General features: G+C 55.6%; 9 protein-coding genes and 1 riboswitch. Of the genes, 6 read left to right on the top strand and 3 right to left on the bottom strand.

What is annotated here, in order from left to right; all coding sequences use genetic code 11:
- Positions 1 to 241 precede the first annotated feature (241 nt).
- The gene (gene lysC, locus AC6I8X_RS01465; RefSeq protein ID WP_313685820.1) at positions 242 to 1597 is read right to left on the bottom strand and encodes a lysine-sensitive aspartokinase 3; all 1356 of its coding nucleotides are present in this window, start codon (positions 1595 to 1597) and stop codon (positions 242 to 244) included.
- 113 nt (positions 1598 to 1710) lie between these two features.
- Positions 1711 to 1905, bottom strand: a riboswitch (Lysine riboswitch).
- Between the two features lie 419 nt (positions 1906 to 2324).
- On the opposite strand from lysC, the gene pgi reads away from it, so the two are divergent.
- From pgi to AC6I8X_RS01440, 5 genes are all read left to right on the top strand, one after another.
- Positions 2325 to 3971 (top strand): glucose-6-phosphate isomerase, encoded by a 1647-nt coding sequence (gene pgi, locus AC6I8X_RS01460; RefSeq protein ID WP_497840436.1) that lies wholly within the window; start codon positions 2325 to 2327, stop codon positions 3969 to 3971.
- Between the two features lie 585 nt (positions 3972 to 4556).
- Positions 4557 to 4805, top strand: a complete 249-nt coding sequence (gene yjbE / locus AC6I8X_RS01455; protein ID WP_497840435.1) for an exopolysaccharide production protein YjbE — start codon at positions 4557 to 4559, stop codon at positions 4803 to 4805.
- 74 nt (positions 4806 to 4879) lie between these two features.
- Positions 4880 to 5527 carry a YjbF family lipoprotein gene (locus AC6I8X_RS01450; protein WP_313685825.1) on the top strand — a complete coding sequence of 216 codons (648 nt, stop codon included), beginning with the start codon at positions 4880 to 4882 and terminating at the stop codon, positions 5525 to 5527.
- Positions 5524 to 6261 carry a capsule biosynthesis GfcC family protein gene (locus tag AC6I8X_RS01445; RefSeq protein WP_313685827.1) on the top strand — a complete coding sequence of 246 codons (738 nt, stop codon included), beginning with the start codon at positions 5524 to 5526 and terminating at the stop codon, positions 6259 to 6261. The genes AC6I8X_RS01450 and AC6I8X_RS01445 overlap by 4 nt, the downstream gene beginning before the upstream one ends.
- A complete protein-coding gene (locus AC6I8X_RS01440; RefSeq protein ID WP_313685829.1) occupies positions 6261 to 8354 on the top strand; it encodes a YjbH domain-containing protein in 2094 nt (697 codons plus the stop codon). Before AC6I8X_RS01445 ends, AC6I8X_RS01440 begins: the two co-directional genes overlap by 1 nt.
- Positions 8355 to 8423: 69 nt before the next feature.
- Here AC6I8X_RS01440 and metH read toward each other — a convergent pair whose 3' ends face one another.
- Positions 8424 to 12155, bottom strand: a complete 3732-nt coding sequence (gene metH, locus AC6I8X_RS01435; protein WP_409521717.1) for a methionine synthase — start codon at positions 12153 to 12155, stop codon at positions 8424 to 8426.
- A gap of 150 nt (positions 12156 to 12305) precedes the next feature.
- Between metH and iclR the strand changes: the two genes are divergently transcribed.
- Positions 12306 to 13136 carry a glyoxylate bypass operon transcriptional repressor IclR gene (iclR, locus tag AC6I8X_RS01430; protein ID WP_084871773.1) on the top strand — a complete coding sequence of 277 codons (831 nt, stop codon included), beginning with the start codon at positions 12306 to 12308 and terminating at the stop codon, positions 13134 to 13136.
- On the opposite strand, the gene aceK is transcribed toward iclR, so the two are convergent.
- A complete protein-coding gene (aceK, locus tag AC6I8X_RS01425) occupies positions 13133 to 14866 on the bottom strand; it encodes a bifunctional isocitrate dehydrogenase kinase/phosphatase (RefSeq protein WP_313688666.1) in 1734 nt (577 codons plus the stop codon). The genes iclR and aceK overlap by 4 nt on opposite strands.
- Positions 14867 to 14871: the final 5 nt, after the last annotated feature.

Here is a 14871-nt window from a genome sequence, read left to right as displayed (position 1 = left end):
TTACGGAGTGTTGCCACAGATAAAGCGTCGTGCAGGAAACGGCTGCCACGACGGACGCGGGATCATAACATTTCGTTATCGTGACGTAAGGCTGGATATGGGGATGCAGGGAAAATGCGGATCGGCTGCTACCGAAGCGAAGGAATTAGCCGAAATTACTCTGCATTTTTTGGAAAAAGGCGGGGATTAATACAGCATGCAATGGGTGCGGCGCGATCAATCGCGCCGCACCCACTCGGTTTTAGCAACCAAACAGATTCATATGCAGGGTGCGCACCACTTCTTCCGCATCGCCGCCCGGTACCAGGAAGCACAGGTTATAGCTGCTGGCACCGTAGCAAATCATGCGCAGGTTAAACGGCTCCAGGACACCAAACACCTCTTTGCCGACGCCACAGGCTTTCGACAAGCTGTTACCGATAATCGCCACCAGCGCGAGGTTTTCTTCCACTTCCACACGGCACAGGGAGGAGAGTTCGGTCAGTAGCGCCTGCGTTAGCAGGCTATCACCGGTTGAGGTGGAACCGGTGGTATCCAGCGTCAGCGCCACGCTCACTTCAGAGGTGGTGATCAGATCAACAGAGATACTGTGGCGCGCCAGAATGGCGAACACTTCCGCGAGGAAACCGCGCGCGTGCAGCATGTTCAGGCTGTGCAGCGTCAGCAGGGTTTGCTTACGACGCAGTGCCAGCGCCCGGAACAGCGGCGGGTCTTGCGTCTCATTGCAGACACGCGTGCCGCCAGCGGCCGGATCTTTACTGGAGCCGACAAACACCGGGATATCACTGCGCACTGCGGGTAGCAGCGTCGCCGGATGCAGCACTTTGGCACCAAAGGTGGCCATTTCTGCCGCTTCTTCGAAAGTGATTTCATCGATGCGTTTCGCCGCAGGCACCACACGCGGGTCGGTGGTGTAGATACCCGGCACGTCAGTCCAGATATCAATACGCGCCGCCTGCAAGGCTTCGCCCAGCAGCGCCGCCGTATAGTCGCTGCCACCCCGGCCCAGCGTGGTGGTGCGGCCTTTGCTTTCGCTGCCAATAAAGCCTTGCGTGATCACCAGCGCCTGCTCGGTGCGCGGTTGCAGCAGCGCAGCAGATTGTTCTTTCAGTACGGCAACGTCTGGCTCAGCACGGCCAAAACGGTCACTGGTACGCATCACTTTACGCACATCAAACCACTCGGCATTGATCTTACGCTCGCGCAGAATTTCCACGAACAGCAGCGTAGACATCAACTCGCCGTGGCTGACCAGTTCATCGGTGAGTGCATTCGACGTTGCCAGTGCCGCCGCTTCGGACAGCATGGTGATGTTTTCCAGCATGCGATCAATCTCATCGCGGATCACATCCGGCGCTTGCAGACAATCGATGATGGCATATTGAATACGGCGAATTTCATCCAGCAGGTACGCACGTTGCGCCTGTTCCTGGCCTTCAGAAAGGGATACCAACAGATTGGTGACACCTGCTGAGGCGGAAAGAACCACCAGGCGGGTGTTGGCATTGGACAGCACCACATCGGCGCTGCGGTTCATGGCAGCAAAATCGGCAACGCTGGTGCCGCCAAATTTCGCCACGATCAGAGTTTGAGACATGTAACGAACCTCGTGTCAGGTTATCTTTCTCCCGCTTTATTGGGACGGAAGACATTCTATCAGCCTTGGCACAAGAGAAGAGCAGAAATGGGCAGACAAGATCATGAGACGAGTCACCCAGAAGCGCTTCACCTTGCGAAACGTCCGACTGTGGACGTTTCTGGTGACAACCCAGAGGATTCAGCCCCTGCAGCCGACAGCACAACACACCGCATGTTGCCCCACCTCGGCGTCGCACCCCCTGATGTGTTATCCCCGGATACGGTTCCTCCAACACACTGCCTGGGCGACGCGCCTCTTCTGGCTTACGCCCTGGGGCGTAAGTAGCGCGCACATAAATATCGGTTAATTGTTCCGCTGTCAACGCCTGATGTTTGAGGATTTTTCACTTTCGCTGCACGCAGTGAGCATCGCAGAACAAACAGCAGGCTAAACTCACGCCTAAAGTAGTGGCTGGTTGCCAACAACCCGCCCTTTTGCTGATGCGGCACAGGGTATCCGTGGCGGATTTTCCTGAAAATGCCTAAGAACAATCGCAGCAACCACCGTCGATGCCATCAGTAAGCGGCTCGCGGAGGGCACAATTTTTTTCCTTTCAGTAGCAACTGTGGTCATACTGAAACCCGTTGCGGCCGCTTCAACCGCCGCCAGAATGCTAAGCAAGCCGGGCCAGCTGGATGCGCCCGGATGGAATGACAGTTCTTTTTATTTCAACAAGAGTGTTGCCATGAAAAATATCAATCCGACACAAACCGCTGCCTGGAAAGCGCTGCAGCAGCATTTTGACCAGATGAAATCGGTGCAGATCGCCGACCTGTTCGCCCAGGATGCCGATCGTTTTGCGAAATTCTCTGCCACCTTCGACGATCAGATGTTGGTGGATTTCTCAAAAAACCGTATTACCCAGGAAACCCTCGACAAACTGCAGGCGCTGGCAAAAGAGACCGATCTGGCGGGTGCCATCAAATCGATGTTCTCCGGTGAGAAAATCAACCGCACCGAAGATCGTGCCGTGCTGCATGTTGCCCTGCGTAACCGCAGCAACACGCCGATTGTGGTCGATGGCAAAGATGTGATGCCGGAAGTGAATGCCGTGCTGGCGAAGATGAAAGGCTTCTCCGAGCGTATTATCAGCGGTGAGTGGAAAGGTTATACCGGCAAAGCCATTACTGATGTGGTTAACATCGGTATCGGTGGTTCTGACCTGGGTCCGTTCATGGTGACCGAAGCGCTGCGCCCCTATAAAAACCACCTGAATATGCATTTTGTCTCCAACGTGGATGGCACGCATATTGCCGAAACGCTGAAAGACCTAAGCCCGGAAACCACGCTGTTCCTCGTGGCCTCCAAAACCTTCACCACCCAGGAAACCATGACCAACGCCCATAGCGCGCGTGACTGGTTCCTGAAAACCGCTGGTGACCAGCAGCATGTGGCGAAACACTTTGCAGCGCTCTCCACCAACGGCAAAGCCGTGGGCGAGTTCGGCATCGACACCGCTAACATGTTCGAGTTCTGGGACTGGGTGGGTGGCCGTTACTCCCTGTGGTCAGCGATCGGCCTGTCCATCATTCTGTCCATCGGCTTCGACAATTTCGAGCAGCTGCTGAGCGGCGCGCACGCCATGGACCAACACTTCTCCACCACGCCTGCTGAACAGAATCTGCCGGTGCTGCTGGCGCTGATCGGTATCTGGTACAACAACTTCTTCGGTGCTGAGACCGAAGCGATTCTGCCGTACGATCAGTACATGCATCGTTTTGCTGCCTACTTCCAGCAGGGCAACATGGAATCCAACGGTAAATATGTCGATCGCGACGGTAACGCCGTGGATTACCAGACCGGCCCAATCATCTGGGGTGAGCCAGGCACCAATGGTCAGCATGCGTTCTACCAGCTGATTCATCAGGGCACCAAACTGATTCCGTGTGACTTTATCGCTCCGGCACAAACCCATAACGCACTGGCGGATCACCATCAGAAGCTGCTGTCGAACTTCTTCGCACAGACTGAAGCCCTCGCCTTTGGTAAATCGCGTGATGTGGTTGAGAAAGAATTTACCGATGCTGGCAAATCCGCCGCCTCTGTGGCCCACATCGTGCCGTTCAAAGTGTTCGAAGGTAACCGCCCAACCAACTCTATCCTGCTGCGCGAAATTACCCCGTTCAGCCTCGGTACGTTGATTGCGTTATATGAACACAAAATCTTCACCCAGGGTGCCATCCTGAATATCTTCACCTTTGATCAGTGGGGTGTTGAGCTGGGCAAACAGCTGGCAAACCGTATTTTGCCAGAACTGGAAAATGACGCGAAAATTGCCAGCCACGACAGTTCCACCAATGGTTTAATTAATCGCTATAAATCCTGGCGTTAATTTTTACCCATTTTGTAATAAGGCGGCCTTATGGCTGCCTTTTTTTATGACAAATATGCAATAAATCGGGAGATTTCGTTATTTAATCGACAGACAATGGTTAGATAATTCTTAAAATGGTCTAGGCTTAATCCGAAGATTTATCGCGCATTTACCCACAATTTCTAAATTGAATGGATCTATTTCTCACAAAATTATTAGCTATCACCATGATAAATAGATTTTTTTTATTTACTCATGTTAAGGGAATTCTGAATATTCTGATTCCGTACCAATATTTAATGCAAAAGTGAAAAATCCTGCCGAACCAGTCACAACTATGTAGTTATTCCAGCTCTGATAAAAAGCACAATTAAAAAAAGCAGCTATCGCTGATTTGCATTATTTATCACCAGCAACATGCGTAATTTTCACCCTCTTCCCCTCGCGCTGAACTCTGGTAATTTGTTGCCCTATACTGAACGCGCCCGTTAAGGGCATACCCCAAATAATTCAGATTGCAGCCATGCGGGCGGTTAACGCACCTGAAACCTGAACTATGACGGGTATACATCCTTCATTCATTTAAATGCAGGACACGTTGTTATGAAAAAACTTATGGTTGCCAGTGCAGCCTTACTTTACGTTGCCGTTTCTTCCGCTGCGATTGCCGCACCGGAAGAAACCGGTGCTGCAGCAGGCGCGCAGGCGGGAGCAATGTCCGCTGGTGCGTCCACCGCTGTGGGTATCGGGGCTCTCGGTGCGTTGGTAGGTCTCGGCATTGCCGCTTCTGGCGGTGGTGACGGTGCAAATACCGGTACAACAACCACGACCACAACGAGTACCACTCGTTGATGTAGCACCTTTAAACATAACCACACAGCCGTGTGGTTATTTTTTGCTTTGATTCGTTTAATCAGGGACACACAGTGCGCCGACTTCCTTTGCTGCTTCTCTGCCTGCTGCTACAGGCCTGCACACAAACCCAGAAAGGTCTGGAACAGACCGTCATGCTCGCCATTAAAGGGCCGGATGATGTCACGGTGACCAATGAGCAGGTGGCAGACCTGCCTTACGCCAGCCTCTACGCCCGCATTAATGAAGGCCCGCGCATCTTTGTGGTGCTGGGTTACAACGAAAACGGCCAACAAAAATGGGTCACCCAGGATAAAGCGATGCTGGCACTCCAGCATGGTCGTCTGGTGAAAACCCTGGGTCTGACCGACAACCTGTTGAACGTCAGCAATCTGGCGCAGGACCCGCTGGCGGACGCGTTACATCTGCAAAACGGTGCCAGCTGGACACGTGTCGTGCAGTGGTCTGAGCAGGATAATCAGCGTGCCGCCACCGCCGTCTCACAATTCCAGCGCGGCGACGACACGGTGCTGACGATTGCCGGACAGAGCGTAGCCTGCCGGGTATGGCACGAAACCGTACGCATCGACAGCATTGGGCGCGAATGGCAGAACACCTTCTGGATTGATAACCGCGATGGCACGGTAGTCCAGGCGAACCAGATGCTGGCTGCTGGCGACTTCCCGATTGAAACCACCATTCTGAAACCGGCGAAATCATGAAAAAAATAACGTCTTTGCTGGCGGGACTGGCGCTGTTCACTGCGGGCAACGCGCTGGCCGATAGCCAGGTTATCGTCCACGATGGGCAAAATCGCGCGACTTTACAGATCGATCATGCACAAAACCTCAGCCAGCTGGTCACTAACCCGGCGATCCACACCTGGTGGCCCGGTACGGTCATTGCCGAACGCGGCGCAACGGCGGTGGCTAAACAGCAGCAGCAACAACTGCTGGCGGATTTGCGCGCCTGGCAGGCAGATAACAGCGGTGACCGCGCAGCGGCGATTGGTGCCGTGATCCAGCAATTATCCGCGATGCCGGTGACAGGCCGTCAGTTTACCCCGCTCGACCCCGACTGGGTACGCTTGCGTCCGGGAGCCAATCGTAGCCTGCTGGGCAATTATGACCTCTACACGCTGGCACCGCCCACTCAGGTGCTGGTACTCGGCGCACTGGAAAATCCCGGCAAAGTGCTCTGGCAGCCGGGCCGAACGGTGCGTGACTATCTTGACGACCACGATCGTCTTTCCGGTGGTGACCGCAGTTTTGCCACGGTAATTGCGCCATCCGGCCAGACCCGGCAGGTGCCCATTGCTTACTGGAATCAGCGCCATGTGGAGGTAGAGCCGGGCAGCATTATCTGGCTCGGTTTCTCGTCCTGGAGCCTGCCATGGGGCCAGAGCGACCTGAATGACCGCATGATTTCTGTTCTGACTCACCGGATCCCAGACTGATGAAAAAACAATTACTTCTCAGCCTGCTGGCTGTGGCTGTTTCCGCTGCCTGTGATGCGAATGCGGCAACCTATGACGATCCGATTGGCCCGTCACAATCTGACTTCGGCGGCGCTGGCCTGATGCAGGTTCCTACCGCGCGTATGTCCCGTGATGGCGAGTTCAGCCTTAACTATCGTAATAACGATCAATACCGCTACTATTCCGCGTCACTGCAACTGTTCCCGTGGCTGGAGACTACCGTGCGTTATACCGACGTACGTACCCGCCGCTACAGTTCCTCTGAAAGCTTCAGCGGTGACCAGAGTTATAAAGACAAAGCCTTCGACCTGAAGCTGCGCCTGTGGCAGGAAAGCTACTGGCTGCCGGAAGTGTCATTCGGTGCGCGCGATTTGGGCGGTACCGGCCTGTTCGACAGCGAATATCTGGTGGGCACCAAAGCCTGGGGGCCGTTCGATTTCACCTTCGGCATCGGCTGGGGCTATCTCGGCAATAGCGGCACCATCAAAAACCCGTTCTGTTCCTACAGCGATAGCTTCTGTACACGAACTAATGGCGGCGGCACGGCGGGGTCGATTAACGGTTCCCAGATGTTCCACGGCCCGGCAGCGCTGTTCGGTGGTATCGAGTATCAAACGCCGTGGCAGCCGCTGCGTCTGAAAGTCGAATATGAAGGCAACAATTATCAGGACGATTTCGCGGGTCGTCTGGAGCAAAACAGCAAGGTTAACGTCGGCGCGATTTATCGCATCACTGACTGGGCAGACATCAACGCCAGTTACGAACGCGGCAATACCTTTATGTTTGGCTTTACGCTGCGCACTAACTTTGACGATTTACGCCAGCCGCATATCGACAGCGCCAAACCGGCTTACAATCCGCAGCCGCAGGGCGAGCTGTTGCAGTCCACGGTGGTAGCCAACCAGCTGACCGACCTGAAATACAACGCCGGTCTTGATGGTCCGAAGATTCAGACCAAAGGCGATACCCTGTATGTCTCTGGCGAGCAGACCAAATACCGTGATACGCGCGAAGGTGTTGATCGGGCTAACCGCATCATCGTCAATAACCTGCCTGAAGGCATCAATACCATTGATGTAACGGAGTCGCGCTTCAATATGCCGCAGGTGACCACGCGGACCGATGTCGCCAGCCTGAAAAACGATCTCTCCGGCTACCCGCTCGGTCACGAACAGCCGCTGCAGCAGACACGTATCAATCCAGTCGATCCCGGCTCAACCGAGCAGGGATATTTCATCCGCAGGGATCGCCTGAATTACAGCCTGTCGCCGGTGCTGAACCAGTCAGTAGGTGGACCGGAAAGCTTCTACATGTACCAATTGGGCGTGATGGGTAACGTCGATTACCAGCTGACGGATCACCTGCTGGTCAGTGGCAGCCTGTTCGGTAACCTCGCCAATAACTACGACAAGTTTAACTACAACGGCCTGACGGCCAATTCCGCCCTGCCGCGCGTGCGTACCCATATTCGCCAGTACGTTGAGAACAACGTGTATGTGAATGATCTGCAAGCCAACTACATGCGCTACCTCGGCAATGACTTCTATGGCCAGGTGTACGGTGGTTATCTGGAAACCATGTACGGCGGCGTAGGTGGCGAAGTGTTGTATCGTCCGGTGGACAGTAACTGGGCGATTGGCGTCGATGCCAACTACGTCAAGCAGCGTGACTGGGACAACATGATGCAGTTCACCGACTACAAAGCACCGGTCGGTAATCTGACTGCTTACTGGCGTCCGTGGTTTATGCAGAACGTGCTGGTGAAAGCGAGCGTGGGCCAGTATCTGGCGAAGGATAAAGGTGTGACGCTGGATATGTCGAAGCAATTCGACAGCGGCGTGATCGTCGGTTTCTATGCCACCAAAACCAACGTCTCGGCGGCAGAGTATGGCGAAGGCAGCTTCACCAAAGGCTTCTATATCTCGATCCCGATGGACCTGTTTACCGTCACGCCAACACGTGGTCGTGCGCAGGTGAACTGGGTACCGCTGACGCGTGACGGCGGCCAGATGCTGGGTCGTAAATATCAGCTGTATGATATGACGTCAGATCGCGATGGACGGTTTAATTAATTGATTCCCAGGGTCGCCATCAATGGCGACCCTGCGGGGTTCATTCATGCCGACCAACGTCCCCTTTTATCAGTCTGCGTCATACCCAAGGTTAGGTGCTAACCAACGCTCGACTTCGCTGACGCTCATGCCCTTACGTGCCGCATAATCCTCAACCTGATCGCGCTGAATCTGTGCCACGGCGAAATAGCGGCTGTCAGGATGGCTGAAGTACCAGCCAGAAACTGATGCGCCGGGCCACATAGCGAAAGATTCCGTCAGCTTCATACCGGTATGGGTTTCCACATCCAGCAACTGCCAGATCTGCGCTTTCTCGGTGTGCTCCGGACAGGCCGGGTAACCCGGAGCCGGACGAATGCCCTGATAGTTCTCACGAATCAGCTCGTCATTGCTAAGATTCTCATGGGCACCGAAGCCCCAGATCACCTTACGCACGCGCTCGTGCAGATATTCCGCAAAGGCTTCTGCCAGACGATCGGCAACCGCCTTAATCATGATTTTGTTGTAGTCATCATGCTGCTGATCATACGCCTCGGCCAGTGCATCTTCCTCCAGCCCGCCGGTCACCGCGAATGCGCCGAGATAGTCCGCTTTGCCGCTCGCTTTCGGTGCAACAAAATCAGCCAGACAGTAGTTGGCAAAGTCGGTTTTCTCGGTTTGCTGGCGTAAGTGATGGCTCACACACAACACCTGGCTGCGGCTTTCGTCGCTGTAAATCTGGATATCATCCCCCACGCGGTTGGCCGGGAAAATCCCCACCACACCCCGCGGTTGCAGCGTACCGTTCTGGCTCAACATATCGAGCATCGCGTTCGCATCGTGGAACAGGCGCTGCGCCTCTTCACCCACAACCTCATCTTCCAGAATGCGTGGATATTTCCCGGCCAGTGACCAGGTCATAAAGAACGGCGTCCAATCGATATAGTTACGCAGCGTTTCGATGCTGGCTTCCACCGGGCTGACGCCGAGGCGATGGGCCACTGGCGGCGTGTAGCTTTCCCAGTCAAAGGAGAAATCGTTGTCACGCGCGGTTTGCAGGCTGACAGGCGGCGTGCGCGGCTTTTTACGCGCGTGCTGAATGCGCACGGTGTCGTACTCTTTGCGCGTGCGCGCGACAAAATCTTCTTTCAGGCTGGGCGACAGCAGCGATGACACCACGCCCACGGTACGTGAGGCGTTCTGTACGTAAACCGTCGGGCCGCTGTAGTTCTGCTCTATTTTCACCGCGGTATGCGCTTTCGAGGTGGTAGCACCGCCAATCAGCAGCGGCATGGAGAAGCCCTGACGCTCCATCTCCTTCGCCACGTTAACCATCTCATCCAGCGACGGGGTAATCAGCCCGGACAGACCAATAATATCGGCCTTCTGCTCGACGGCGGTTTTCAGGATTTTGTCACTCGGCACCATCACGCCGAGATCGATAATTTCGTAGTTGTTACATTGCAGCACCACACCGACGATATTTTTACCGATGTCGTGCACGTCACCTTTCACCGTCGCCAGCACGATTTTACCGTTGCTGCGGCCCGCTTCTTTACTGGCCTGGATATAGGGTTCAAGGTAAGCCACCGCCTGTTTCATCACGCGTGCAGATTTCACCACCTGCGGCAGGAACATCTTCCCTTCGCCGAACAGATCGCCCACCACATTCATGCCGGACATCAGCGGCCCTTCAATCACCTCAATCGGGCGGGCGGAAGCCTGGCGCGCCTCTTCGGTGTCCTGCTCAATAAATTCGGTGATGCCTTTAACCAGCGAATATTCGAGACGTTTGACCACATCCCAGTTGCGCCATTCCGCCAGTTGCTTTTCCTGCTCGCCATCGCCTTTGGCTCCACGGTATTTCTCCGCCAGCTCCAGCAACCGTTCGGTACCATCCTCACGGCGATTGAGGATCACGTCTTCCACCGCATCACGCAACTCGGCAGGCAAATCGTCATAAATCGCCAGCTGACCGGCGTTCACGATCCCCATATCCATGCCGTTGCGAATTGCGTAGTAGAGGAACACCGCGTGAATCGCCTCACGCACCGGGTCATTGCCACGGAACGAGAACGACACGTTCGAGACGCCACCGGAGATCATCGCATGTGGCAGCTGACGTTTGATGTCTTCACAGGCACCGATGAAGTCCATGGCGTAGTTGTTGTGTTCTTCGATACCGGTGGCGACCGCAAAGATGTTCGGGTCAAAAATGATGTCTTCCGGTGGGAAGCCGACGTCTTCGGTGAGGATCTGATATGCGCGACGGCAAATCTCGATCTTGCGCGCACGGGTATCCGCCTGGCCCACTTCGTCAAACGCCATCACCACCATGGCGGCACCGTAGCGACGCACTTTGCGTGCGTGATCGATAAATATCTCGATGCCTTCTTTCATCGAGATCGAGTTGACGATGCCTTTGCCCTGGATGCATTGCAGCCCTTTCTCGATCACCTCCCATTTGGAGGAGTCGATCATAATCGGCACGCGGGCGATATCCGGCTCACCGGCAATCAGATTCAGGAAGCGAACCATCGCCGCTTCCGCATCCAGCATGCCTTCATCCATGTTGATATCGATGATTTGCGCGCCGCTTTCGACCTGCTGGCGCGCCACATCCAGCGCTTCGTTGTATTTTTCTTCTTTGATCAGACGCTTAAATTTGGCCGAGCCGGTAACGTTGGTACGTTCTCCGACGTTCACAAACAGCGAATCCGCGCTGATATTCAGGGGCTCCAGCCCGGATAAGCGGCAGGCAACCGGTATCTCCGGCAGCTTACGCGGCGCAACGCCGTCCACTGCTGCCACCATTGCCGCAATATGCTCTGGCGTGGTGCCGCAGCAGCCACCAATGATGTTGAGGAAACCCGAACGCGCCCATTCACCAATTTGTTCCGCCATGGTGGCAGCATCCAGGTCATATTCGCCGAAAGCATTCGGCAGACCGGCGTTAGGGTGCGCGGTGACATAACCTTCGGCAATGCGCGACAGCTCCGCCACGTACTGACGCAGTTCATCCGGCCCCAGCGCGCAGTTGAGACCAAAAGATAACGGTTCGGCGTGGCGCAGCGAGTTATAAAAGGCTTCGGTGGTTTGCCCGGACAGGGTACGGCCAGAGGCATCGGTAATGGTGCCGGAGATCATCAGCGGCAGCTTCACGCCCATCGCCTCCATCTCAGCCTGAACCGCATAGATAGCCGCTTTGGCGTTCAGGGTATCGAACACCGTTTCAATCATAATGAGGTCGGAACCGCCAGCGATCAGCGCATGGGTGGATTCACGATAGGCGTCCACCAGCTGATTAAAAGTCACGTTACGAAATGCCGGATCGTTCACATCCGGTGAGATGGAACAGGTACGGTTGGTCGGGCCAAGCACCCCGGCGACGTAACGCGGGCGCTCAGGCGTTTTCGCGCTCCACTCATCGGCACAGGCGCGCGCCAGCCGGGCAGCTTCGAGGTTGATCTCCGCCGACAGCGCTTCCATTTCGTAATCCGCCATCGCAATGGTGGTAGAGTTGAAAGTGTTGGTTTCCAGAATATCGGCACCTGCCGCGAGGTAAGCGTTATGGATCTCGCGAATCACCTCGGGTTTGGACAGCACCAGCAAATCGTTATTGCCTTTGAGATCGCACGGCCAGTCTGCAAAGCGGCTGCCACGAAAATCCTGCTCATCCAGTTTATAGCTCTGGATCATGGTGCCCATGCCACCGTCCAGAATCATGATGCGTCGCGCGAGCTGCTGATGCAGCGCTTCTATTCTGTTGCTCACTGTTGCCCCGTCCACGTCATTACGTTGGCTGAAATGCCAGCCAGACATACTGGCACAACTTTCAGGTGGGTAAAAGTTATGACGGATGAGACATTTTCAGGGGGAAACCCTTACAGATCCGACCAGTAAGTCAGCATTTGCATTCACAGGGCGAAAAACGAAAATGGTTTCCATATCTGATGCGACTATGGAGAAGTCATGGCTACCCCTGCGCCCGCGAAACGCGGCAAAAAACCCCGTACTGCGGCGGCTACTGCGGCCCCGGCTGGCGGCCAGGTCCAGTCCCTGACGCGTGGTCTGCGTCTGCTGGAACTGATTGCGGAATCCAACGGCAGCGTAGCGCTGACCGAGCTGGCTCAACAGGCCGGGCTGCCCAACTCCACCACCCATCGCCTGCTGACCACCATGCAGCAACAGGGCTTTGTTCATCAGGTGGGCGACTTAGGTTTCTGGGCCATCGGCTCGCATGCCTTTGTGGTCGGCAGCAGCTTCCTGCAAAGCCGCAATCTGCTGGTCATTGTGCATCCGATTCTGCGCAAGTTGATGGAAGACGCCGGAGAAACGGTGAATCTGGCGGTGTTGGATCTCAGTGATTACCAGGCGGTAATTATCGACCAGGTGCAGTGCACCCAGCTGATGCGTATGTCCGCGCCGATTGGCGGCAAGTTGCCGATGCACGCCTCCGGGGCTGGAAAAGCCTTCCTGGCCCATCTGAGTGATGACCAGGTCACCACGCTGCTACATCAGAAAGGCCTGCATTACTACACGCCGAAAACGCTGATGTCACCGCACAGCCTGAAAGAGAATCTGGCGCTAATTCGCAAAGTGGGTTTTTCCCATGATGATGAAGAACACGCGCTGGGCCTGCGCTGCGTCGCGGCACCGATTTACGATGAACACGGTGAACCTTTCGCCGCCATCTCGATTTCCGGGCCGATCGCGCGTATGACCGATGACCGCATCACCGAACTCGGCGCATTGGTGATCCGTGCGGCGAAACAGGTCACGCTGGCGTACGCCGGTCGTTAAGCCGCGATCGTGGCATAGCGCACGCTGAAGCGCTGTGCCGCGCGCCACGCCATCACCTCTTCAATATGCCCCTGACGAATCCGCGCCTGCTGCGCACGCCACCAGCCGGGATCGAACAGCTCCGGGTGCAGCGCCAGCAGTAACTTACCGGTTGCCGGTTCGCTGCACAGCGCGTAGCGGAAGGTTTCCGGGAAGACATCGTCCGGTCCGACGCTGTACCACGGCTCGGCCTGCAACTCGTCCTCTTCGTATCGGGCTGGCGGCACATCGCGGAACTGAAGCTCAGTCATCGGGCGGATTTCATCGTAATCGTAAAACACCACCCGTCCGTGGCGCGTCATACCGAAATTTTTAAACAGCATGTCGCCGGGGAAAATATTGGCTGCCGCCAGTTGCCGGATAGCATCACCATACTCTTCAATCGCGTGCTGACGCTGCGCCGGGCTGGCCTGCATCAGCCACAGGTTCAGCGGCTGCATTCTTCGCTCCAGCCACAGATGGCGAATGATCACCACGTCATCTTCGATACAAATTTTCTCCGGGATATCGCGCTCGAACTCGGCCATCAACTCCGCAGGAATGCGCGCGCGCGGCAGCGCAAAGTGCTCAAATTCCTGGGTGTCGGCCATGCGGCCTACACGGTCATGCTCTTTGACCAGCCGATAACAGTCACGTACCTGCGCATCCGTCACCTCTTTCTGCGGGGCAAAGCGGTCCTTAATCACCTTAAACACCCGGTCAAAACCCGGCAGGGTAAACACCAGCATCACCATGCCGCGCACGCCGGGCGCAATGGTGAAATCTTCCTGACTGTGCGTCAGGTAATGCAGATATTCGCGGTAGCACTCGGTTTTACCGTGCTTCTGGCAACCAATCGCCATATAGCGTTCGGCGGTGGTTTTGCCGGGCAGAATCGGTTGCAGCCAGTCCACCAGCGCGGCGGGCACCGGGGCGTAAACCATAAAGTAGGCGCGGGCGAAACCGAAGACGATGCTGGCATCGTTGCTGTCGGTAAGACAGGTATCGATCCACAGCCGCCCGGCCTCATCGCGCTGAATCGGTAACAGGCACGGTAGCGTGTCATCTTCCAATTGCAGGCGCGCCACAATCCACGCGGTTTTATTGCGGTAAAACAGCTCGCTGGCAACATCCAGCGTCGCCGTCGCCAGCTGCGCTGCGCTGAATTGCTCATGCAGATGACGCACGATCCAGCTGATATCGCGCGCCTGATCCTGCCACGGCAAACGTAACGGAATGTCGTTGAAGATCTGGCGCAGCGTTTCCTGCCAGCTGTGCTGTGGCCGATACAGGCGTGACAACGGGCGTGGTGATGCCGGGGCCGGAGCGAACGGCTGCGAAGGAAAGATAAATAATCGCTGCGGTGTCAGGTGGCTATGGCCCTGCAACCGGCAATATACCGAATTAAAGAAACTTTCAGCGATTTCATGGCGTGGATAGCCCGGCAGCAGAGTTTCGTAGTGGCTTTTCACCCGCAGCCAGAAACCTTCATCCCAGTCGGACGCCCCATTGAGGATGCGCAGCTGATTTGCCACCAGCCCAACATGATGATCATAAAGGTGGATACGTGCTTTCATCGCCTGCTGTACGGCATGCCAGTCAGCCTGCTCAAAACGCTGTTGAGCACCGGCGGTAATATCGAGAAAGCGACCATACTGCGCGTCAAAACCTTGCAGGATGGTGTGAGCAATGAGGGATTCTCTCGGCGGCATCGGCA

It is taken from the genome of Pantoea sp. X-Soil-TKNS-1280, assembly GCF_059730475.1.
The sequence above is the reverse complement of the archived record's forward strand: the minus strand, read 5'-3'. Positions and strand labels throughout refer to the sequence as shown.